This is a genomic window from Parendozoicomonas callyspongiae, from assembly GCF_023502345.1.
Lineage (GTDB): Bacteria > Pseudomonadota > Gammaproteobacteria > Pseudomonadales > Endozoicomonadaceae > Sansalvadorimonas > Sansalvadorimonas callyspongiae.
This window is the reverse complement of the sequence record NZ_JAMFLX010000001.1, coordinates 309545-330890: the sequence shown is the minus strand read 5'-3', so window position 1 is coordinate 330890 and position 21346 is coordinate 309545. Positions and strand designations below refer to the sequence as shown.

The following is a 21346-nucleotide window of genomic DNA, read 5'->3' as shown; positions in this document are numbered from 1 at the left end:
TTCTGCCAAGAAATAGCCCTGCTTAGTTTATTGTCATAGTTGACAATAAACTAAGCAGGCACTATAAATTGTCATATGTGACAATAAACGAGTTTGATATGCCTCGTCCCAGTTTGAAAGAAGAACGCACCGAACAGGTTCTGCAGGCTTTTCAGAAGTGCGTTGCACGCTATGGGCTGGACGGCAGCTCATTAGAACGGATTGCTGAAGAGTCAGGCTTGCAGCGCAGTCTTGTCAGACACTTTGTTGGCAACCGCACTGATCTTGTACACAGCCTGGCTGCCAGAGTTATTGAACAGTCGGACCTGCAGTGGCAGCTGTTAATTGAGCAGCTTCCTGAAACCAATGCTGTGGATACGCTTCTTCAATGCTTGTTTTTTTATAAAGACGAACAACCGGAAACAATGCTGATTGTGAGTTCGCTGATTTCTGCAGCCGTACGAGATGACGTTCTCAAAAAGGCTATGCAGAAGTGGTTTCAACAATTTGTTGGTGATATCGAAAAAATTCTCCAAAGAGACTTTTCTACTGCCAGCAAGGAAGACATCCACAATACAGCCTTTGGCATTGTTTCTTTGTACTTAAATCTGGATTCCCTGACACCGCTGGACTTGGACGACCACTATCGCCCGCCAGCTCATAAAGCTGCGACCAAACTTGTCAGCACTTTGAAGGAAACAGAGTCAGACACTCTTTTATTTTGAGGTAATTATCATGTCGTGGACTTATTACTTGGGTATAGCCCTCATGCTCTGGGTTGCATGGGACCTGTTTAGCGGAAGCGTATGGCTGCACAGGGAATACCATCGCAAGTACGAGCCTTTTGCGCCTACTGGAGCCTGATCGTGGTTTGGCTAATGGTCGCTGTCTCTTGCTTCTATTGGTAGGTGAAAACGATGGCTCTTCCCAAACACAACATTTTTATCAAAGCCTGTTACTGCCTGCTTCTGGTTGCGATGTTTGTTTTTCTTGGTTTATGGGCCCTGATGCCTGAGTACATTGACGCATATTTCTATTACTAGGTGAGGATAGTCTCTCAATGACTGAAACAGACTGGCTCGAATATATTGAGTATGTGTCTTTTGGCATTTACGAGTGGGTTTTGATTTTCGCTGCTCTGTTTCTCTTTCTTGAACTCGCAGATGAATTAATAACTCGCCGACTGAATAAAAGCCGCTTTTTGGAAACTCTTTCCAGTCTGTTTACCCAAGTGCCCTATTACCTTGCGGAAATCATGATTTTTTCCGGCACGGTCGTGTTGTTCTTCACGGTTTATGAATACGTCCCCTGGAAACAGCCGATTGATACCCACTCCATTATTCTGGTGCTTTTCCTGGCTGACCTGACCTATTACGTGGAGCACTACGCTCTCCACAAAATCCGGTTACTCTGGATGGTTCAGGCCGTGCATCACAGCTCACCCGTCATGAATACAGCCACTGCTTTCCGGTTCAGCCTGTTTGACCCCATTGCACCCATGTTTTTCCACCTGCCGCTGGTGTTGATGGGTTTCAATCCGATACTGGTTCTCTCTGCAGAAGTTATTGTCCAGGCGTATCAGTTCTGGCTGCACAATGAAATGATCGGGAAGCTTGGTCCGCTGGAATGGATTTTTAATACCCCATCGCATCATAGAGTTCATCACGGGTCAGACAAAAAGTATTTGGATAAGAACTTCGGTGGAATTCTGATTGTCTGGGATCGCCTGTTTGGCACCTTCCAGAAAGAGGAAGAAGTCCCTGCTTATGGGTTAACAACCCCAATGACCAGCAAGAACCCTATTACCGTCCAATTTTCTGAATTCCCAGGCCTGTTTAAAGATTTACGCAAAGCCAAAAGCCTGTCAGCAGTGTTTGGTTATTTGCTGCGAAGCCCTGGCTGGAAACCGGATTAAACGCGAAAAATTTTTGGAGAGTATTTAATGTTTCGTCACCTGGCCCTGTTTGTATTTGCCTGCATCCCACTTTCTTTACAAGCTGCTGTACTGGATATCCAGCTTAATGACATCAAGAACAGCAATGGAACCGTGACTCTGTCGTTATTCGATAATGCCAGTGCATTTGAGCAGCAGGTTTTCCCTGATGCCGAGTCATCTATTGTCCAAAAATCGAAGTCCGGAACGATGAAGTTTCGCTTTTCAAACCTGCGGCCGGGAAGGTATGCACTGATGGTTCACCATGATGAGAATAAAGATGGTGTGCTTAACATGCAGGGAGCCAACCCCAGGGAAGGTTATGCCTTTAGCAAGGGAGCAGGCCGGAAAAACATACCTAATTTTTCACAGGCCAGCATTGAGATCAAAGAGGGCAGCAACAGTGAAAGCCTGTCCATGATTTATCTGGCCAAATAGTGACTATGGGGAGGCGCTGAAAATGAAAGTTTATATTATCAAGGCATCCACAAAGCACAGCCTGTTCAAGGAATATAAAGGCTTTATGGCCGCTCCTCCCCAGAGCATTTACTCTGCGGCTGCGGTCACTCCTAAAGATGTTGATCTGAAAATTACAGATGAAACATCTGAGGGCTCAGCCAACCTGAGAGAAAAAGCAGATCTGGTCGCCATCTTTATGTCGACCCCTGATGCTTACCGTGGTTATGAACTGGGAGATCATTTCCGCAAACAAGGGATTCCTGTTGTTTTTGGTGGCCTGCATGCATCATTCGTATCAGAAGAAGTTCTGGAACATGCCGATGCGGTCATGAAAGGAGAGGAAGACTTACTATGGCCTTCTGTTCTCAGGGATTTACGTGCCGGACAACTCCAAAAGATTTATAAAAATGCAGAGCCACCCTCCATGGTCAACATGGAGCGTTATCCCCATGAAGCAATAAACATGCAGGCATACGATGGAATGGGTTCTGTCATGGTGTCACGGGGCTGCAGGTTTAAATGTACCTACTGCACTGTTCACAAGTTCTTTCCCACCTTCCGCCGCCGTCCGGTTGGTGAAGTCATTGATGAGATCAGGGCGTCAGGCCTCGAGTATCTGGAACTGCATGCAGACAACCTGATTGCTGACCGCGATTATGCAATGGAACTGTTTCAGGCCCTTAAACCTCTTAATGTTAAGTGGATGGCTGAAGCAACACTCAATCTGGCTCAGTACGACGACATTCTCGAAGCTGCAGCTGAAGCAGGCCTTTTCTACCTTCTTGTTGGTATCGAAACTCCCAGTCAGGCAGCGCTGAAAGCCTGTGGAAAGAACTTTATCAAGGTCGACAAGGCCAAGGAGAATGTTCGCAAACTGCATGAATATCAGATAGCCGTCGACTCTGCGATGCTCTTTGGTTTTGATGAGCACACGCCGGATATTTTCAAAGAGACACTGGATTTTGTGGATGAGATCGAGCTGGACTCCTGTGCGGCTGCGATTGTGACGCCATTTCCCGGAACGGCCCTGTTTGAGCAAATGGAAAGAGAAGGCCGTCTGCTCACGCGCGACTGGTCAAAATACGACTGTAGCAATGCAGTTTTTGAACCCAAGAACATGACCGCAAGGGAGTTGGAAGAAGGTGCCGACTGGTATCACCGGAAATACAACGGATGGATAAGAGCTGCGAAGAGAAAATCTGCAAGAATCAGGAATATTGGCCCTGAAAATGCGATGTATTTTTAGATTCTGCTAGCAAACCAAGAGAGCACGTTCTTTCGTGTGGTAAAGTTTTCATGGCCCTGAAAGGTGTACCCAAAGCTGTGAATGGAGTTTGTTGTTGAAGACTGTTAAGTGGCGTGCCTTGATTGGCATGCTGTCAATTATTACCGCTGTTGTTTTTGGAATTTACTGGCTTTGGGGCATCTTAATTTTTCTGATGGTTGTACCAGACATAAGAAGTGGCCACACTCATCTCTTTGAATCAGTCAGTCGCAAAGATAACCCTGTGACATTTTGGTTTATCACTATTACCTGGCTGGTTTTCGCTGTTTATATGTTATTCATGCGGTAAGGTTTAAATCAAAACATAAGCTCTGGCAGGTAGCTTATTCAGCAACCTGCCAGATCTGCCAGCTATAGCTGACGTGCGTCGTAATAGGCCATTTCAGAAATCTGGTGATATTCCTGTGCCTGTTCAGCAAATTTCTTGAAGGAGGCATAAATCTTTCCAGCAGAAGGGTTGCTGGCTGCAACTTCTGCAGCAACTGTATCTGCCACCTTATGCAAACCAGCCAAGACATCATCCGGCAGTTTCAGAACCTCAACACCATGGTCATTTTTCAGCTGCTGAAGTGCTGCATTATTACGGGCAGTGTACTCATCCAGCATGGAAAGGTGAGTGGCTTTTGTTGCAGCCTCAACAATTGCTTTCAGATCATCCGGAAGTGCATTCCATGCTTCCAGATTCACAGTGAACTCAAGCGTTGAACCAGGCTCATGCCATCCAGGGTAGTAGTAATATTTGGCGGCTTTATAAAGACCAAAAGCCATATCGTTGTAGGGGCCAACCCATTCGGTCGCATCAATGCTGCCAGTCTGCAAGGCGGTAAACAACTCACCGCCAGGAACGTTAACGGGTGAACCGCCAAGGCGTTTCAAGACTTCACCACCCAGACCGGGAATGCGCATTTTCAGACCTTTAAGATCTTCAAGAGATTCGATCTTGCGGTTAAACCAGCCAGCCATTTGAACACCCGTGCTGCCGCCGGCAAAAGGCTTGAGGTTGAACTGGGCATATAGCTCGTCCCACAGTTCCATACCGCCCCCATTGTGGAGCCAGCTGCTCATTTCCTGAGCATTCAAACCAAATGGTACGGCGGTAAAAAACTGTGTGGCCGGGTTCTTTCCCTTCCAGTAATAGGCTCCACTGTGCCCCATTTCAGCTGTGCCATTCTGCACGGCGTCAAAGACTTCAAGAGCAGGAACAAGCTCACCAGCACCGTAAACTTTTACGTTCAGCCGCCCGCCACTCATCTCTGTGACCATATCAGCGAAACGCTCAGGTGCAGTTCCCAGGCCGGGGAAGTTCTTGGGCCAGGATGTAACAAGTTTCCAGTTATAGGTTTTCTGTTTTGGGGTTATGCTATCTGTTGATGTGACTGTAGATTCTTCATTGGAACCACCGCAGCCTGCCAGTGCTGCACTTAATACTCCAACACCCAGCGCAGTGAGTATCTGACGACGTTTCATCTCTGCCTCGTTCCTCTTCTTCTTTTTATCGGGTCTTCGTATTGGATCGTTTTTATTCTTGGCATTTTTTGCCATAGAAGACGCAGACATACTATCTGCTCAGGCTTATCAAAGCCAACTTTCAAAGCTGCAGGAGTGGTTATTAGCCACTCCTGCTAATAAAAACATTAGGAACAGACATCCAGCTTGGCGTAAGCCACCATCAGCCACTTACTGCCTTCATTATCAAAGTTCACCTGAACACGGGCCTGTGCTCCCTGCCCTTCAAAGTTCAGAACAACGCCCTCTCCAAACATTTCGTGGAAAACCCGCTGACCAAGGCGAAGATCGGTTCCCGGTACATCAGCACTGGCAATGGCTCGCCTTGCTGCCGTTACTGGACGGCTGATACTGGCATTCAGGCGCACTTCATCCAGCAGTTCACGGGGGATTTCCCGAAGGAAGCGAGATGGACGATTAACAGTATCCTGTCCATAAAGGCGACGGTTCTCAGCGTAAGTCATATACAGCTGTTCACGTGCCCGGGTAATACCTACGTAACAAAGACGCCGTTCCTCTTCCAGGCCGTCAGGGTCTTCCATGGACATCTTATGGGGAAACAGGCCTTCTTCCATTCCAGCCATAAATACCAGCGGAAACTCCAGACCTTTTGCCGAGTGCAGGGTCATCATCTGCACACTGTCGGTGAACTGGTCTGCCTGAGTTTCACCCGCTTCCAGAGCTGCATGGGCCAGGAAGGCATCCAATGGGGACATGGCTTCCTGTTCATCGGTATCGAACGCCTCTTCTGGATCAAACTCCCGACAGGCCGAAACCAGTTCCTCAAGGTTTTCGATACGAGCCCGGCCCTTTTCGCCTTTCTCTTTCTTGTAGAGCTCAATCAGGCCACTCATCTGGATACAGTGATCAGCAAACTCATGCAGCGGCAGATCATCTCCGGATGAAGACATACCTTCAACCATCTCCACAAAACCGGCAACCGCATTTGAGGCCCGGGCTGGAAGAAGCTTCTGGGTAATCATCTGCTGCGCTGCACGCCACATGGAAACACTGCCATCTCGGGCTACATCACGAATAGCCTGAACTGTTTTCTCACCAATACCCCGAGGCGGAACATTAATAACCCGCTCCAGAGATGTGTCATCATCAGCATTACTGGAGAGGCGCAGATAGGCCATGGCATTTTTGATTTCAGCCCGCTCGAAAAAGCGCTGGCCGCCATAAATCCGGTAAGGAATGCCGGAGCGCAACATAGCTTCTTCCAAAACGCGGGACTGGGCATTTGAGCGATAAAGCAATGCGATATCACTGCGGTCCATGCCTTTGGAGGTGGCATCCTGGATACGGTCAGCAATAAAGCGGGCCTCATCCACTTCGTTGAAACCGGCATAAACATGGATTGGCTCACCTTCTGAACCATCAGTCCATAATTCCTTACCGAGCCGGCCAGGGTTGTTGGCAATCAATGTATTTGCTGCTTTCAGGATACTGCCGGTTGAGCGGTAGTTCTGCTCCAGCCGGATCATCTTGGCTTTCTCGAAGTCATCCTGAAACTTCAGAATGTTTTCGATTTTGGCACCACGCCAACCGTAAATTGACTGATCATCATCACCAACAACCATCAGGTTATCCTGGTCGCCTACCAGGTTGCGCAGCCAGGCGTATTGAACAGAGTTGGTATCCTGGAACTCATCCACCAACACGTAACGGAAACGTTCACGGTAATGATTGCGCAACTCGATGTTGCCGAGCCAGAGTTCATTGGAACGAAGTAACAGTTCAGCAAAGTCGACCACACCCAGTACACGACACTGCTCTTCATAGGCCAGGTAGATGCCATGCATCGTTTTCTCGAACATGTCATAGCCAGCTTCGTAGTGTTGCGGACGTAGGCCTTCGTCTTTTTTGCTGTTGATATAATGCTGAGCCTGACGGGGCGGCCACTTGTTATCGTCCAGCCCCATGGACTTCATGATGCGTTTGATAATGCGCAGTTGATCATCACTGTCGAGAATCTGGAAGTTTTCCGGCAACCCGGCTTCTTTCCAGTGGGCGCGCAGCAATCTGTGAGCCAGACCGTGGAATGTTCCCACCCACATGCCGCGTACCGGCATATCCAGCATTTCCTCGATTCGTCCCCGCATTTCTGCAGCAGCCTTATTGGTAAAGGTTACCGCCATAATTGACCAGGGCGACAAACCTTCAGTCTGTACCAGCCAGGCAATGCGATGTACCAGCACACGGGTTTTGCCACTGCCAGCACCAGCCAGCACCAGGCCGGAACCAAGCGGCAGGGTTACCGCGTCCCGCTGGGCATCATTAAGGGAATCGAGAATTGCAGTGACGTCCATATGTGCGCTCTGGGCAAAATGATCAAAGCGCAAGTGTAACGAAAATAGAGCTGTGTTTTATCCAGTTATTGTCATTTTGCCTCAGATTATCTGCAAAATTAACAGAACATATATGAACTACAGCGGAACATCGTTAATCTATATGTAGTGGAAAACCGTATTTTCCTGTATAAATCCCACCAGAAAGCCATGAGTGGAAATAAAAAGAATTTTCGCAGTCAAGGGGGCGAGAGTGCTAGCTCATGGACAATAACAACAGATCGCCGGAGTGTGACGAGCGCAGGTATGCCAATAATAAACCTGCTGAGACAAATTGAAGCCAGGCGTGCACAACTGACACGCTCTGAGCAGAAAATCGCGGATTATATTGAAAATAATCCAGCCGGGGTTGTTCGCACCAGTATTGCCGAGTTGGCCGTTCATTGCGAAGTCAGTGAGCCAACGGTCGTGCGTTTTTGCCGCGCTCTGGGTTGTAAAGGATTCCAGGATTTCAAACTGCGGCTTGCTGAAACGCTGGCTGCGGGAAATGATTTCTCCCGTTTTGTAGTTGCCGACAATGACGACACCCGCACTCTGACCCGTAAGGTTTTTGACGCAACAGTCCATAGTCTTCTTGAAGAGCGGGACAGTATCTGCAGTGAGACGCTTGAGAAAACCATTCAGGTTCTCAGTGGTGCCCGGCGCATCGAGTTTTATGGTTTCGGTGCCTCAGGCATTGTCGCCTCTGACGCACAACACAAGTTTTTCCGCTTACAGGTGAATGCTGCCGCATATTCAGACCCGCATATGCAATCAATTTCTGCTGCAACCTTGAATAAGGACGACGCCGTTTTGGCAATTTCCCAGACAGGGCGCACCCGCGAACTGCTACATATGGTAACACTTGCCCAAAAGCAGGGTGCCCAGGTAATAGCCCTTTGCCCGGGCAATTCTCCCTTGTCATCACATTCAGATATCACTATTGCCGTTGATGTCCCCGAGGACATTGATATCTATACGCCATTGACGTCACGAATCGTTCATCTGACCGTGATAGATATATTGGCGATGGGTGTCGCACGTTCCCGTGGCCCGGAACTTGCAAAACAGCTGGAAAATGTAAAACACAACCTTCGCAGTCTAAGGGTGAACTGACAGTAGTTTGAAGTTGTCCGAGGAAGGACAGGCAATACTTTCCTCAAACAGCCATGAGCTGAAAATTACAATAATGAAGAGAGGGAATCATCATGGCTACAGCCGTTGCTGAGAAGAATGAACAACAGGACGATCAGTACGATCTCAACACTGGAGAGACGACAACCGAGATGCCGGAAAAAGCATCACAGAAACAACTTTATATTCGTCGTGCACTTGAAGATCGTGCTGAAAAAAAGCGCCTGAAAGCCATGTCAGATGACAACTACTGGGACAACCTGTAGCGATAGAGAGGACTTTTCCACACATCTTTTGCCTGACAGGTCTTATCGACTTCATAGTCAGGCAGTGAAAATGTATTGCTGATAATTACGCTCCTTGGCGGCATGAATCGTAGCTGGGGAGCTAATTTCTTCATCGCGCCAGGATAGAGATAGCAGTACACCAGCCCGGCATCTTCCAAACTTTCCTTATAAATATTTCCCAGCTTCACTGTCAGGTTGGTGTTACCCGATAATTTTGCCCTTATCCAACAGACAAGCCAGACCGGAGGACAGTTCTCTATGGCCAGTACCCGGTTATCGAGATACCTTCGCGCAAGGTAGATTGCAACCCTGCCCCAGCCTGCCCCCAGATCCATAACGTCCCCGTCAGCCTTTTCGGGGAGTATTTTATCCAGCTGCCGAATAACTCGCCCATTAGTTGGGGTTGGCCCTATTCCATTGATAATGGTGTATGCAACGATGGCTGAAGCCATCAGAAAGGCCATGATAATAATGATCTCCATAGAAACCATATAAGACGTAGAAACCAATTCTTGCCATTCAAAGGAAGTGTAATAACATAACAATTCAAAAACATTAATCAGCAGTCGGATATGCGGTATATCTTCCAGAAAACCATCCTGTTTACAGCCACTCTGGCCCTTTCTTTGCCAGGTTTCAGCGCTCCTCCCAAAGTACTGGTAAGCATAAAACCCCTGCAGATGATTACTGCAGCGATAACCTCCGGTGTAACAGAGCCAGAGCTGCTTTTGCAGCCGGGAACATCTCCTCACGATTACAGCATGAAGCCATCAGATGTTCGCAAAATCGCTAATGCTGATTTTGTCTTCTGGATTGGTGAAGACTTGGAACGTTTTCTGGAAAAGCCACTTAATCGCTTTTCCAGTGCATCCTCCGTTCTGGCCGTAATGGATGCTCCCGGGGTCAAAGTCAGGAAACTCTCAGAAAAAGAGGATAAGCATGGTGATGAACACGCCGGCCATAATGCTCACGAAGGCCACGACCACGGCAATCATGACCCTCATATCTGGCTGGAACCGGACAATGCCCTGGCCATTGCAAAGACCATAACCAGATCCCTTCAGGCCGGGGATAAAGAGCATGCTGATATCTATCAGCTCAACCTATATCAGTTCGAAGAGCAGCTAAAAGCCGTAAATCTGAAGAACCAGCAGATTCTCAAACCCATTTCAGACAGGGGATTCTTTACCTTTCATGATGCCTGGGGTTATTTCACCAACCATTACAACCTGAAAGTGGCTGGTGTCTTTACCATAAGCCCGGAGATTCAGCCTGGTGCCCGCCATATTGCCGAGATTCGCCAAAAAATTAAGACCGAAGGAAACACCTGTATTTTCAGGGAGCCTCAGTTCAAACCGGCTTATCTGGACAACGTTATCAACGGCCTGAATGTCAGGGTTGCTGAGCTTGATCCTCTCGCTACATATCTGCCTTCAGATCCGATGTCTTACCCGCGGTTCCTGGAAGCTATTGCCCTCAAAATCAGCGCCTGTCTGACAACCCCAGCTCAATAATTCCATTTGCAGGTATGGCTATTTGCTATACCTGCATCAATTTCCCTCTACTTCACCCACTCCCTGCCGATGATCTTGGAAAGCCAGCCTCAGGCTGACCAGGGTCATACTGACAGGACTACCTCAATGCACCGCTTACTACCTGTTTTTCTGATGGTTTTTCTTTTTACCGGATGTCAAAGCACTCCGGATAAACCGCAATTTCCAGGATCAAACTTCTCGGCAACACTGGTTTATCAAAACCTGCAGGGAGAACCCTATGTTGCCGTTATCGGTGTTCAAGTGGTTTTCAGCGATGAGCCCATTCTGGGGGAATATCCTGAGCTGAAGAAATCCGAGCGGTCTCTTGTGGCCCTGAGCTATCACTCCGACGGAATATTTGCAGAATCCCTTGCCGGAGATGCCGTTCAACTGGTCAAGGGTAAGTATCTGACTGACCCGGCACTTTCTATTACTCCAGATCCAGATCTGTATGTACTGAGCTATATCGCCCTGAAGGGAAGAAAGCCTGTTCTGAAGCTCAGAACCATTTATAAAGGGAAGGTTGCTCAAAAAGCTTTTATCGTCCCGCTTTCTTCCAATGTGGATAAATATGATATCAGCGACTTTACCGTCATAGATCTTGTGGATGGGGAGCAGCCATAATGAGTCAACCAACCGGTGGAGTAACCCCTCCAGGTCCAGGAAATATTCCTAACCCACCTCCAAACAACAATGACAAGAACAACTTCGACCCAAACACGGCTGCAGGTCGGAAAAACATCAGGCAACACAAACAAGCCCGAAAACAAATACCTGCAGCCCAACCAAACAACAACCCCACTCCTCGACAGAATTTAAAGGACAGAAAACCCTCCGCCCTGCCTGGAGAAGCACCACTTACAAGCAAATTAGCCCCCCCAGAAGATGACAGTACCACCCTTGAAGAAGCAAAGAATCAGGTCAAATCAGTTATTGATGAGCTCTGGGTAAGGGATCAGCTTGAGATTATCACGAAGATTGTCGATCACCCTGAGCTCGCGGCAGCTCTTGGGTGTGTTATCAAAGTCAAACTTCCCAACACCACAGAGTCTGTTCAGGTATATCCGTTAACTGGAAAAATCGGCCCTCACCACCTTCCAAGATACCTTGAGCCTTTGAAAGCTTCTGCTCAAAAAGCCTTGGATAAAAAACTCAAAGATATGCCAGATCACCAGCTTTACAGTGCTTATGTGCTGCACAGAAGCAAAGTATTTGAGCTAGGTAAAGCTGAGGCACATTCCAAGGGCAAGTTGTTTGACTGGGCTGAGGTCTTCCAGCCCATGTTAACCGGTAGTATTACCAAAGAGTTTTCAGGAGGAGGCGTATCCTTCTCACTGACGCGTCAGGAGCCTGACCCTAAGCATGCAGATCAATTGAATGATATGAGAAAGGCTCTTAACAGTGGAAAGAGCAAGCAGAACATCATGCCGCAGAAAAAATCGAAGAAGAAAAACAATAAACCCAAAAAAGAAACACCAAGCACCGCTCTAAACAAGCCTGCTATTGATCTTCGTATTAATGCGAACCGTCACGAAATTGAAAACTCCCGCCTTACCGCTGCTGAAAGGCAGGCATTGAATAATCCTAACCCCAACCCTCCTCTTGTTCCCCCAGCGGAAGGACCTTAATCCAGGCTGGCAATACTGCATCATGATGCATATGATGCAGTTACTGGCCTCACGCATTACAACAATCTGCCTGTCCAGATAGAACCACAACAACGAGCCAATAATGAGTATTTTCAAGGCACACTTAAGTCAGATGGGTGCATATAGGCCGCCCCTGGAAGGACGCAGTCCACAGCGTCACACCCTGCTTGATTTTAATGAAAGAACCATTCCTGTCAGCGAACATGTAGTACAGGCACTGACTGATTATATTCATAGTGGCTCACTGCAGACCTACCCCCATTATGGCGATATCACAGAACAGCTCGCAAATTACTGTGGTGTCAATCCGGAACAGGTCATGATCACCAACGGCTCAGACCAGGGTATTGATCTGATTATTCGTGCCTCATGCTCTGCAGGGGATGAAGCAATTATTCCAGGGCCTTCTTTTGCCATGTACACCCAATGCGCAAAAGTAGAAAACCTGCACATTATTGAACCCCAGTATTCCAGAGAAAATGGTTTTCCCACCCAGGAAGTTCTGGCAGCTATTACTGACAAAACCCGAGTGATTGTTATTTCCAATCCAAACAACCCTAGCGGTACTGAAGTCAGCCGGGAAGATATTCTGAAAATTGCTTCTGCTGCTCCAGGTTGCACGGTTCTGGTAGATGAATGCTACTTCGAGTACACCCGCGCAACCGTCAGTGACGCTCTGGAGCAGCACAGAAATATTCTGGTTACCAGAACCTTTTCCAAAACATGGGGATTGCCCTCTATTCGTTTTGGTTACGTTCTTTCTGCCGCAGAAAATATTTCTGCGCTGCTGAATATCCGAGGCCCCTATGACGTAAACCAGTTAGCACTTGTTGCTGCCCGGGCGGCGCTTGATCACCCTGAATACACGCACAGCTATGTCAGCGAAGTCATGAACAAATCAAAGCCGATGCTGGAAGGCTGGCTTAAGGAAAGAAACATTACTTTCTGGCCCAGTTCTGCCAACTATCTATGGATCTTCTTTAAAAACCCGGAAGATATAAATAAAGAACTGATTAAGGAAAATATTCTTGTCAGGCCAAAAGCTGACAGGGATGGAAATCCTGGTTTGAGAATAACGATTGGAACCCTTGCGCAAACCGAAAAGCTGATCAGTTGCCTGAACAAGTTTGCATAAGCCTGTTCTGATCGGGTTCTTTTTTTAACAATGCTGCAAGCTTGCGGCATTGTTAAAGCCCCCCTCCCAGTAAGCCAAACAATAATCCCACCAGAAAAGACATCGCCATTCCCAAAGGAACAAGCACACCCAGAATTGTGACTTTGGTACGCAGTTTTTCCTCACCATCACGCCTGTTCCAATGCTGAATGCAGATAGCGCGTTCATCGTCCATTTCAGTTGCCAAACCACACTTCCCGCAGGAAACCTGCCAGAGCTTGTCGCCTGACACGTCAAAGTCGAGAATTTCCGCTCGCCCTCCGCAGGAGGGGCACTCCTGCAGTGCTCTCACGAATGCTCTCACGAGTCGTTCCGTTATTTAGTCTTTATCTAACCAGCATAGCGATTCAACGAGACAGCGTGCGCACCCTATCTACACTGTCCTGCGTTTTTCAGGTGAAGGCTGCCATGACAACTGTACGCTCTGTATTAGTGACATTGTTCACCCTCTGGTTCCTGGTACCTGCATGGTCAGATGATCAGCCGTTTTCTCCTGTCACCATCAAACATATGGTTGTCTTTGGAAATGCACACAGTGACACCGGAAATACGCGGGAGTTGTTTGATGAACTTGCCGGAAGAAAGAAACCATCCCGCCTGAGGCAGGACATCCGTTATCATGGTCCGGATGTTATTGATGCTGCATCGTCCCTTGCCATGACTTCCATCGCCTGGGTTCCCATCTGGTATTACGGCTGGGACTTCTGGCTCGACAGTATTCCTGTTCTTGCTGACTACACCGTTTCCAAACGTCTTATGGCGATTACCGGGGCATCATTGTTATTAAACCAGACGGGGCTAGGTCACATCCTCTCCCGTCCCCTTGATCTATTTATTGATCGCTCGCAGATCCTTCTGAACGCTATTCTCTGGCTTTACCCATCAATAGGTTTACCGGTACTTCCTCCAGGAAAGCTTTACGACAAGTCAGGCCGTTTCACTAATGGCTCAAGGGTCTGGGCAGAAGTTCTGGCAAAGCAGCTTGGGCTTGATCCGGATAAACAGAGTGACTTTGTCTGCATGGCTTATGCCGGAAGCCATGTCCGCCAGCGCCTTTCTGAAGATGACATGATTTCATTCAGCGCCCTGCTGGCAAACATTGATATGGGAATGACCATCGCTTCAACCCTCTTTAAAAAGGGAGCCTCTTCATCTGAGCGTGAAGGTTTCTGGGGGCAGGTTGCAGACAACATGACTCCGGAAGGACAGTCACGTTTTAAAAACCTTCTTAAAGACGGTATTCCTCCCAGCTTTGAGTTTATGGTCGAAGATTATGGCGACCGCAGTGAATACGCGGATGTTAGGGAACCAGAATCAACACTCTATGTGATCAGCTACGGCGCTGATGACTACGTTATTGATGAGGCTGATCCCCAGGATGTTATTGATAGCCTCAGGGATGGAATAGAAAAACTAATAGCCCGGGATAATGCCCAACACTTTTTGATTACCGAATTGCAGGATCCTCTGCAGTTCCCTTCTACCCGAAACTTTCTGGATAGCCGAAAGCAGGATATTCAGGAAAAGGTCAACCGCCATAACGACCTGCTCGAAGATATGATCGGACGCTTAATGGACACCTTTCCAAGTGTTGCTATCACGCTTATTTCAGACAAAGCCAACCACTCAGAACTTATCAGAAAAAACAACCTGTCAAGTGAACCCTGCCTGAGGCTGGCCGAGCACAAAGAAAGAAGTTCACCAACACATACCGTTTTAAAGATTCCATCTATGAGCAAGAAAACACAGCTGACAGATACCATTGTCCAGGATGGTTCTTCACTCAGTGCTGCCAGCCGTTTTATTGGTAGAACTGTTGCCCGTTGCAACAAACCCAACCAGTACTACTTTTACGACGGCTTTAATCTGACAGACAAAGCACACAGTCTGATTGCCGGTGCTGTTTGCAGAAGACTGGAAGAACAAGGTTATAAAATTTCGTGCAGGAAAGCTTTTTTCTGAAGCTGAAAACAGTGAGGCCAGCTACTGCTGGCCTCCTTTCTTTTGCTCAGCAACTTTTCTTCGTAGTGTCCCAAACTTGAACAGGGACGAGGAACGGTTGCCTTGCTTGCTTTTCTTTTCTTCTAGCTTGGTCAACATAAAAGGTGACTCCGTATCTTGATGTTTTTATGAAAGTTTTTTCGGGAGACGATATTTGACCGTTATCTCTCCCTTAAAGTTCCTGAAATCATAAACAGGAGGGTTACTTATCGGCAGACAGACTGGAGAGCTGAGCATCTTTTTTCAACTCAATCGGAGGATTCCAGTTTGACCACTCTCCTTTGGGTTTGTCATGAAGAACAAATGTGGCTCCCTGGGGGGCAGGACTATCACAATGAGGGGTAGCAAACGCTATTCCTCCACGTAATAGGGACAGAATGGAAGTAGTCTGAACCTGTATTCCCCGGAAAAGACCGATATCAATATCAATTCCGCTGACATTCCAGAAACGACTGCACTTTGTGACCAGGGGAACAAAATCGTCTTCAATATTCAGCTCTATCTCAACACGGTCTGCAGGGTTGGCCAGCCGGGTTCCTGCCACTTCCCCAACCTGTACACCCCGATACAGAACCGGGTTTCCAGTCTGAATAGAACCCAAATCACCACTGTAGAGGATAATTTTTCTGCCTTTGTTAAATGCTTCTGATTTGCTTGGATAAAGAGTGAAACTGGTTTCGTGGTTAATAGGCCCGGCATTCAGGTTGGGGATATCGCAGCTGATCCCACCCGATATCATTGAGTCCAGAGGGCGGCTGGTAAATTCAAAGCCTGACAAACCTCCAGAAAAACTAAACCCTGCTATTTTCCAGAACCGAATACCTTCCCGAATATATGACTGATACTCAGGCTCTATATGGACAGAGACTTCTACCTGCATTTTTGTTTTATCAGGGTGAAGCTTGACTCTACTGACACTGCCAATAGTGATCCCTCTCAACCAGACTTCACTCCCTTCAGAAATTCCCTCCAGCGCATCTGAAAACAACTTCAGGTGCAGGCCCGGTGTATCTATCCCAATCGCAGGCCGAGACATTGAACCGGCAAACGTCCGTAGTTGCTCTCCTTTTCTAATAGCTTCAATCGTCACATCCATTGCGACATAACGACCTGACAGAAGTGCATCCATTCCCTCAACGCCCCTGGGAGTTATTCTTGGTTCAACAATCCAGAATGATGTTCCTTTCACCAGTGCCGGATGAGCCTGAGGATTCATGGATGCATCAACAATAAAACCAGACAGGTCGTTCTTGATCGAATAGCTTTTTACCATCCCAGCCTCAACGCCATGAAACATTATGCGCGCACCTTCCTGCACAATATCCGAGCCAAGGGGAAACTCTATCTGGATGGGAATACCGCTTTTTGCCGAGTCATAGTCGGAGTAGAGATGAAATTTTTCACCCTGGGGAGCAGGCTCATACTCCGGCTCCCACCCTGGCGTTGAAAAAGCGATGCCTCCTTTCAGAATTGAAAGTAGAGAGTCTGTCTGGATCTGCAGGCGAGATATGGCACCACTGATATGAACGCCACTGATGTTCCAGAACCGGCTGTTTTTGCGAACAAGGTTTGCGTACTCAGGCTTAATGTAGACATCAATACGAACCATATGCCCTTTGCTGGCCAGAGCTACTTCTTCAACCTCACCAACGGCAATTCGCCGGTAGTAAACTGGACTTCCCGGTATCAGAGAGCTGGCATCATCCGCTAGCAGCCTGATATGCAGTCCCTCCTTTCCTTCTGCCAGGGGAGGAGCATCTTCCAGCGCCTGAAACTCCCGGGTTAACTGCCCCGCCCCAGGCTTAAGAGTGATGTAGTTACCGGAAAGCAACGTATCCAATCCGGTTATTCCAGCCATGGATATTTCCGGATGCACCAGCCAGAACCGGGTCTTTTTTGTCAGCCATGGCTCCATTTCCTTCTGCATCTGTATTCTTGCAGTGATCCCTTTTAGGTCAGGTTTCAGCTTTACCGACTCAACTCTTCCTACCTGCAGGCCATTAAATCTGACAGGAGTTCGCCCAGCCTCAATACCATTGCCATCAATAAAGACGACCTTGATTGTGATCCCCCGCTCTTCCCAGGCTTTCCAGCCCAGCCAGGCTGCAATCATCAAGGCTATGATTGGCATCAGCCATACCGGCGACCACTTTTTCCCCTCTTCTTCTGTCTGAAATGATTCACTCATGGGCTTGCCATCTATCCCAAAGCAGACGGGAATCAAAAGTGTGACTGGCCAACATGGTTAATACGACAACAGCCGCAAAAGCTGTTGCTCCCTGCCCCGCATAGATGCTCAGAATCCGGAACTGCACCAAAGAGATAAGTACGGAAATCATGAAAATATCCAGCATGGACCAGCGACCAACCCAGTCAATAAAGCGGTAGAGTTTCTGCAGCCTTAATGTGTTGCCATGCCATAAACCCGAAGCATGCAGGAGCAAAAGGGTTATCCCAATAATCTTGAACAGCGGCACCACGATACTTGCCACAAAGACCACAATCGCTATAGGAACCATGCCGCTGCCAGCCAGAGCTATAACTCCAGTCATGATTGTGTCGCTTTTCCCCTGTCCCATTTTTTCGATGATCATGATGGGAAGCACATTAGCAGGGATATAGAGCAGAGTTGCGCTCAAAAGTAGAGCCAAGGTTCTTTTCAGGCTGTCCGGTTTTCGAACATAGAGCTTTTGTCGACAACGGGGACAAAATGCATTGCTGGTGATACTTGTCAGGTGACAGGTACTGCAAATGCGGGCAGGTTTATTCATGACTAAACCCTGCCCACAGCTGTTCAACAGGCAGTTTTCGCGAAGCCAGCATTTCCATAAACATCATCAGGCCCAGGCAAAGCATTCCAGGTCCAGGCATAACCTCGGCAAAGTCCTGAATTTTGATAATTGCTATAAGAGAACCCAGCAAAAAGATATCCATCATCCCCCAGCCATGTAGAAGGTGATGACATCGCATCAGGGAACAACCGGTTTCACGATCAAAAACGTTTTGAGGAAGAAGGACTAAGCCCAGAATAACCAGCCGAAGAAGGGGAACAACCAATGCAAATAAACACACCACAACAGCAACAAGGAAAAGCCCTCCTTCCCAGAGAGCAGCAACGCCCGATATCACAGTATTAGCACTAGGCTGACCGCTTAATTCAATCTCAAGAATGGGTTCCAGGTTGGCAGGAATGTAGAGAATCAACCCGGACAGAGTTAAAGCGCGACATGTAGAAAGAGAGCCACTCAAACAGCGAAAGTGGTGGTGGCACCTGGGGCAGCGAAGAGTTTTCCCGGCATTACCAGGAAGCAGATCATCATAACTGAGAAGAAGATCACAATCGGGACAGAGATGATTCCCATTTGCCGTTTTGTTGAAATCAGAGTTTTCATCCACCGACATTCAGATGACCAGAAGCCATGGCTTGCCACTTTGCTTTGTATTTATAGCTTCAGCTTTTGTTTAGGCAAGCCAACGGCCCCAATGTCGGTCGACTTAAAATCACATCCTCAGGCGGGCAACAGCAAAGTCAGACAGATATTGAATCAGGGTGTTTGATGCATCTTCAGCACCTTCACTGTCACCAGCAGCAACCCGGTTCATGATCGCGGCGTGCAGACTGGCCGGGTGGTCGGTATTGCTTTCACGGTGACGGAACCAGAACAATCGGGATGGTCCCTGCAGCGGGCGCATAACCTTGCTGATGTATTCGTTTCGGGCAGCCTCAACCAGCGCTTCATGGCAACCGCGCAGGTGATCCATGAAGTGTTCGTCTTCATGGTACTTGGCACACTGCATAATGCCATCAGCCAGATTTTTCATCTCAGCTTTCTGTTCCAGTGTGGCCCGCTGTGCAGCAAGCTTCACACAGAGAGCTTCCAGTGGACGCCGCACTTCAAGAAGCTTCAACTGACTTTCAACAGAAACAACCGGTATTTGAATTCCTCTGCGAGGGTGGATAACCACCATTTGCTCCCACGCCAGTTTCTGCAGAGCTTCCCTGACGGGTGTTCTCCCGACATCCATCAGCTCTGCCAGTTTTTTTTCTGAATACATCATGCCTGGTTTCAACTCCTGGAAAACAATCATTCTCTCCAGTTGTTCACAGGCAATATCTGTCAACGACTTTTCAGGACCCATAAATTCTCAATTAATCACAATGCCAACCTGTATGGCAGCTGTTCCATACAGGTTTATTTATTCTGACAGCACAACTACTACCTGCCGTGCCAGATAACGCTAGGAGACCTGCAGTTGCTTTTCTCTGGTTCGGTCCCTAAAGAAACGGAAAATCCCCAGCAAACTGAAGCAGACCCATATTGTATTAGCAATGGCTGCTGAAAGGTTAAAGTCATTGGTCAAAGAAATAAGAAAACATGAAGAGCCGCACAGGTTCAGTAGCGAATAAGACAGTTCATTCGGTTCCATCTTTTTCATCTGCACCAAAACGAAAGGTGTGAGGTACGTAATAACACCTACCAGCCCGACTGCATCATAGGGATTCACGAATTCTTAACTCCTGTCCCGAGTTTCAAACGACTAAACGCTTTAAAAGAGCCTTCCACTCCAAGGCGATTAGACATTAACCAGTCCTCTTTTCTCGTTTGTTGATATGCGTCAAGCCACTGATACGACCAGCAGAATATTATTTGTACACCACTGATATATCAGATGCATTTTAGAATAAGAGGTTGTCATGAAAGGCTGGAAACTAGAAAGCCGGCTTAACGAAATTTCAGACCTGCCGGTACTGCGGGAGCTGGATGTTCTGGTTGTTGGCGGAGGTTCAGCTGGTGTGGCAGCCGCAACAACCTGTGGCCGCAACGGACTGAAAACAGCTCTGATTGAGAAATATGGCTTTTGTGGCGGTTCAGCGGTAGCCGGTATGTCCGGCACAATCTGTGGCATGTATCTCGGAAGCGATGATCCCGCTAAAGCCCCGGAACAGGTTGTATTCGGATTCACCGAAGAGTTCCGTCAGAACTTAAAAGCAAAGGGTGGTGTCACCGAACCGCTGCGTTACGGCAAAACCTTCACCGTAACCCACGACCCTTTAATGTGGCGTGAAGTCGCAGATGAAATGCTAATGGAAGCTGGGGTAGAAATCTTTTACCACTCCGCCGTAACAGGCGTGGTCATGGATGACCAAACCTATAAAGGTGTTGTCGTTGAATCCAACGCCGGCCGCACCATTATTCTGGCAAAACGCATTATTGATGCCAGCGGCGACGCTGCTGTTGTTGCCCGTGCAGGTGGTGAATACTTCTTCGGGGATAACGGTGTTATCCAGAATCCCACCATGTTCTTCCGCTTGGGTGGTGTCGATATGAACACCTACCTCGATTACTACGGCGAAGACACCATCTGTCCACCGGATATGACCGCCAAGATCCTTGAGCTGAACGCCTCCGGTGAATACGCCCTGCCCCGCCACAAAATCTGGATCTTCCCAACCACACGTCCTGGCGAACTGATGGTCAACGCAACCCGTCTGGCCGGACAGGATGGACGTGTACTGAACGTAATTGATCCGGTTGATTTCACTGAAGCTGAAGTCTTCGGCCGTAAGCAGATGCGGGAATATGCCCGTTTCCTGAAAAACTTTGTTCCAGGTTGTGAAGAATCCTACGTGGTTGATACCAGTGTTGAAGTTGGTATCCGCCAGACCCGTTCTATTGAAGGTGTCGACAAGCTCAGCAACGACGATGTCGTCAACTGTCGTAAATATGAAGACAGCATCTGCCGCAGCCCCTGGCCGATCGAACTGCACTCCGGCACCAAACCCAAACTGCACTGGCTGATTGAAGACTGGTACGACGTACCTTACGGCACACTGCTGCCCAGGTTTGGCGAAAACATCATTGTTGCCGGCCGCTGTCTCTCTGCAGAGCACGAAGCTCTCGCTTCTGCCCGTGTTACCGCACAGACCTTTGAATATGGCCACGCAGCCGGTCAGGCCTGTGTGCTGTCCCTGAAAAACAACATCAGCTTCCGTGAGCTGAGTGGCAAGGACGTTAGAGATCAGATGGTGGCTGCAGGCAGCCACATCTGAGCGCTTTAAGACCTCTTTTTCG

The 21346-nt window shown here is 48.1% G+C and carries 21 protein-coding genes; 12 read left to right on the top strand and 9 right to left on the bottom strand.

Translation table 11 applies throughout. The annotated features are described in order from the left end of the window. Positions 1–98: 98 nt before the first annotated feature. The 4 genes from M3P05_RS01440 to M3P05_RS01425 all read left to right on the top strand — a co-directional run bounded on the left by M3P05_RS01440 (position 99) and on the right by M3P05_RS01425 (position 3617). A complete protein-coding gene (locus M3P05_RS01440; RefSeq protein WP_249697448.1) occupies positions 99–704 on the top strand; it encodes a TetR/AcrR family transcriptional regulator in 606 nt (201 codons plus the stop codon). A 335-nt stretch (positions 705–1039) separates the two neighbouring features. Further along, positions 1040–1894: a sterol desaturase family protein gene (locus M3P05_RS01435; protein ID WP_249697447.1), complete on the top strand. Its 855-nt coding sequence runs from the start codon at positions 1040–1042 to the stop codon at positions 1892–1894. A gap of 27 nt (positions 1895–1921) precedes the next feature. Next, positions 1922–2350: a DUF2141 domain-containing protein gene (locus M3P05_RS01430; protein ID WP_249697446.1), complete on the top strand. Its 429-nt coding sequence runs from the start codon at positions 1922–1924 to the stop codon at positions 2348–2350. 22 nt (positions 2351–2372) lie between these two features. After that, positions 2373–3617, top strand: a complete 1245-nt coding sequence (locus tag M3P05_RS01425; protein WP_249697445.1) for a B12-binding domain-containing radical SAM protein — start codon at positions 2373–2375, stop codon at positions 3615–3617. Between the two features lie 390 nt (positions 3618–4007). On the opposite strand, the gene M3P05_RS01420 is transcribed toward M3P05_RS01425, so the two are convergent. Further along, the gene (locus M3P05_RS01420; RefSeq protein WP_249697464.1) at positions 4008–5123 is read right to left on the bottom strand and encodes a TRAP transporter substrate-binding protein; all 1116 of its coding nucleotides are present in this window, start codon (positions 5121–5123) and stop codon (positions 4008–4010) included. A 167-nt stretch (positions 5124–5290) separates the two neighbouring features. Beyond that, a complete protein-coding gene (gene uvrD, locus M3P05_RS01415) occupies positions 5291–7474 on the bottom strand; it encodes a DNA helicase II (protein WP_249697444.1) in 2184 nt (727 codons plus the stop codon). 285 nt (positions 7475–7759) lie between these two features. Between uvrD and M3P05_RS01410 the strand changes: the two genes are divergently transcribed. Then, positions 7760–8608 (top strand): SIS domain-containing protein, encoded by an 849-nt coding sequence (locus M3P05_RS01410; protein ID WP_249697443.1) that lies wholly within the window; start codon positions 7760–7762, stop codon positions 8606–8608. A 92-nt stretch (positions 8609–8700) separates the two neighbouring features. Further along, positions 8701–8892 carry a PA3496 family putative envelope integrity protein gene (locus tag M3P05_RS01405; RefSeq protein WP_249697442.1) on the top strand — a complete coding sequence of 64 codons (192 nt, stop codon included), beginning with the start codon at positions 8701–8703 and terminating at the stop codon, positions 8890–8892. On the opposite strand, the gene M3P05_RS01400 is transcribed toward M3P05_RS01405, so the two are convergent. After that, entirely contained in the window at positions 8874–9377 is a 504-nt protein-coding gene (locus M3P05_RS01400) for a class I SAM-dependent methyltransferase (RefSeq protein ID WP_249697441.1), read from the bottom strand. The genes M3P05_RS01405 and M3P05_RS01400 overlap by 19 nt on opposite strands. A gap of 108 nt (positions 9378–9485) precedes the next feature. On the opposite strand from M3P05_RS01400, the gene znuA reads away from it, so the two are divergent. The 4 genes from znuA to M3P05_RS01380 all read left to right on the top strand — a co-directional run bounded on the left by znuA (position 9486) and on the right by M3P05_RS01380 (position 13232). Next, on the top strand, positions 9486–10427 hold the full coding sequence (gene znuA / locus M3P05_RS01395) for a zinc ABC transporter substrate-binding protein ZnuA (RefSeq protein WP_249697440.1): 942 nt from the start codon (positions 9486–9488) through the stop codon (positions 10425–10427). 126 nt (positions 10428–10553) lie between these two features. Then, complete coding sequence (locus M3P05_RS01390; protein ID WP_249697439.1) at positions 10554–11072, top strand: hypothetical protein; 519 nt, start codon at positions 10554–10556, stop codon at positions 11070–11072. Then, positions 11072–12076 carry a hypothetical protein gene (locus M3P05_RS01385; RefSeq protein WP_249697438.1) on the top strand — a complete coding sequence of 335 codons (1005 nt, stop codon included), beginning with the start codon at positions 11072–11074 and terminating at the stop codon, positions 12074–12076. Before M3P05_RS01390 ends, M3P05_RS01385 begins: the two co-directional genes overlap by 1 nt. Before the next feature lie 103 nt (positions 12077–12179). Continuing rightward, positions 12180–13232 (top strand): pyridoxal phosphate-dependent aminotransferase, encoded by a 1053-nt coding sequence (locus M3P05_RS01380; protein WP_249697437.1) that lies wholly within the window; start codon positions 12180–12182, stop codon positions 13230–13232. 52 nt (positions 13233–13284) lie between these two features. Here the strand turns inward: M3P05_RS01380 and M3P05_RS01375 are convergent, their stop codons facing one another. Further along, positions 13285–13563 carry a Lar family restriction alleviation protein gene (locus tag M3P05_RS01375; protein ID WP_249697436.1) on the bottom strand — a complete coding sequence of 93 codons (279 nt, stop codon included), beginning with the start codon at positions 13561–13563 and terminating at the stop codon, positions 13285–13287. 116 nt (positions 13564–13679) lie between these two features. On the opposite strand from M3P05_RS01375, the gene M3P05_RS01370 reads away from it, so the two are divergent. Then, positions 13680–15233 (top strand): SGNH/GDSL hydrolase family protein, encoded by a 1554-nt coding sequence (locus M3P05_RS01370; protein WP_249697435.1) that lies wholly within the window; start codon positions 13680–13682, stop codon positions 15231–15233. 241 nt (positions 15234–15474) lie between these two features. Here M3P05_RS01370 and M3P05_RS01365 read toward each other — a convergent pair whose 3' ends face one another. The 5 genes from M3P05_RS01365 to M3P05_RS01345 all read right to left on the bottom strand — a co-directional run bounded on the left by M3P05_RS01365 (position 15475) and on the right by M3P05_RS01345 (position 19778). After that, positions 15475–17460, bottom strand: coding sequence for a PqiB family protein (locus M3P05_RS01365; RefSeq protein WP_249697434.1), 1986 nt, complete (start codon positions 17458–17460; stop codon positions 15475–15477). Next, positions 17453–18043, bottom strand: a complete 591-nt coding sequence (locus M3P05_RS01360) for a paraquat-inducible protein A (RefSeq protein ID WP_249697433.1) — start codon at positions 18041–18043, stop codon at positions 17453–17455. Before M3P05_RS01360 ends, M3P05_RS01365 begins: the two co-directional genes overlap by 8 nt. Further along, the gene (locus tag M3P05_RS01355; protein WP_249697432.1) at positions 18036–18674 is read right to left on the bottom strand and encodes a paraquat-inducible protein A; all 639 of its coding nucleotides are present in this window, start codon (positions 18672–18674) and stop codon (positions 18036–18038) included. Before M3P05_RS01355 ends, M3P05_RS01360 begins: the two co-directional genes overlap by 8 nt. Before the next feature lie 99 nt (positions 18675–18773). Continuing rightward, complete coding sequence (locus tag M3P05_RS01350) at positions 18774–19412, bottom strand: GntR family transcriptional regulator (RefSeq protein WP_249697431.1); 639 nt, start codon at positions 19410–19412, stop codon at positions 18774–18776. A gap of 99 nt (positions 19413–19511) precedes the next feature. Continuing rightward, on the bottom strand, positions 19512–19778 hold the full coding sequence (locus M3P05_RS01345; RefSeq protein WP_249697430.1) for a CBU_0592 family membrane protein: 267 nt from the start codon (positions 19776–19778) through the stop codon (positions 19512–19514). Between the two features lie 190 nt (positions 19779–19968). Between M3P05_RS01345 and M3P05_RS01340 the strand changes: the two genes are divergently transcribed. Next, positions 19969–21324 (top strand): FAD-dependent oxidoreductase, encoded by a 1356-nt coding sequence (locus M3P05_RS01340; protein ID WP_249697429.1) that lies wholly within the window; start codon positions 19969–19971, stop codon positions 21322–21324. Positions 21325–21346: the final 22 nt, after the last annotated feature.

Excerpts from the sequence above, each read along its gene's own strand:
- M3P05_RS01430 (WP_249697446.1), top strand. The coding sequence starts at position 1,922 with ATGTTTCGTCACCTGGCCCTGTTTGTATTTGCCTGCATCCCACTTTCT.
- M3P05_RS01365 (WP_249697434.1), bottom strand. The coding sequence starts at position 17,460 with ATGAGTGAATCATTTCAGACAGAAGAAGAGGGGAAAAAGTGGTCGCCG.
- M3P05_RS01425 (WP_249697445.1), top strand. The coding sequence starts at position 2,373 with ATGAAAGTTTATATTATCAAGGCATCCACAAAGCACAGCCTGTTCAAG.
- M3P05_RS01340 (WP_249697429.1), top strand. The coding sequence starts at position 19,969 with ATGAAAGGCTGGAAACTAGAAAGCCGGCTTAACGAAATTTCAGACCTG.
- M3P05_RS01410 (WP_249697443.1), top strand. The coding sequence starts at position 7,760 with ATGCCAATAATAAACCTGCTGAGACAAATTGAAGCCAGGCGTGCACAA.
- M3P05_RS01405 (WP_249697442.1), top strand. The coding sequence starts at position 8,701 with ATGGCTACAGCCGTTGCTGAGAAGAATGAACAACAGGACGATCAGTAC.
- M3P05_RS01360 (WP_249697433.1), bottom strand. The coding sequence starts at position 18,043 with ATGAATAAACCTGCCCGCATTTGCAGTACCTGTCACCTGACAAGTATC.
- M3P05_RS01380 (WP_249697437.1), top strand. The coding sequence starts at position 12,180 with ATGAGTATTTTCAAGGCACACTTAAGTCAGATGGGTGCATATAGGCCG.
- M3P05_RS01370 (WP_249697435.1), top strand. The coding sequence starts at position 13,680 with ATGACAACTGTACGCTCTGTATTAGTGACATTGTTCACCCTCTGGTTC.
- M3P05_RS01350 (WP_249697431.1), bottom strand. The coding sequence starts at position 19,412 with ATGGGTCCTGAAAAGTCGTTGACAGATATTGCCTGTGAACAACTGGAG.
- M3P05_RS01420 (WP_249697464.1), bottom strand. The coding sequence starts at position 5,123 with ATGAAACGTCGTCAGATACTCACTGCGCTGGGTGTTGGAGTATTAAGT.
- M3P05_RS01355 (WP_249697432.1), bottom strand. The coding sequence starts at position 18,674 with ATGTCGGTGGATGAAAACTCTGATTTCAACAAAACGGCAAATGGGAAT.
- M3P05_RS01385 (WP_249697438.1), top strand. The coding sequence starts at position 11,072 with ATGAGTCAACCAACCGGTGGAGTAACCCCTCCAGGTCCAGGAAATATT.
- uvrD (WP_249697444.1), bottom strand. The coding sequence starts at position 7,474 with ATGGACGTCACTGCAATTCTCGATTCCCTTAATGATGCCCAGCGGGAC.
- M3P05_RS01400 (WP_249697441.1), bottom strand. The coding sequence starts at position 9,377 with ATGGCCTTTCTGATGGCTTCAGCCATCGTTGCATACACCATTATCAAT.
- M3P05_RS01440 (WP_249697448.1), top strand. The coding sequence starts at position 99 with ATGCCTCGTCCCAGTTTGAAAGAAGAACGCACCGAACAGGTTCTGCAG.
- znuA (WP_249697440.1), top strand. The coding sequence starts at position 9,486 with ATGCGGTATATCTTCCAGAAAACCATCCTGTTTACAGCCACTCTGGCC.
- M3P05_RS01435 (WP_249697447.1), top strand. The coding sequence starts at position 1,040 with ATGACTGAAACAGACTGGCTCGAATATATTGAGTATGTGTCTTTTGGC.
- M3P05_RS01390 (WP_249697439.1), top strand. The coding sequence starts at position 10,554 with ATGCACCGCTTACTACCTGTTTTTCTGATGGTTTTTCTTTTTACCGGA.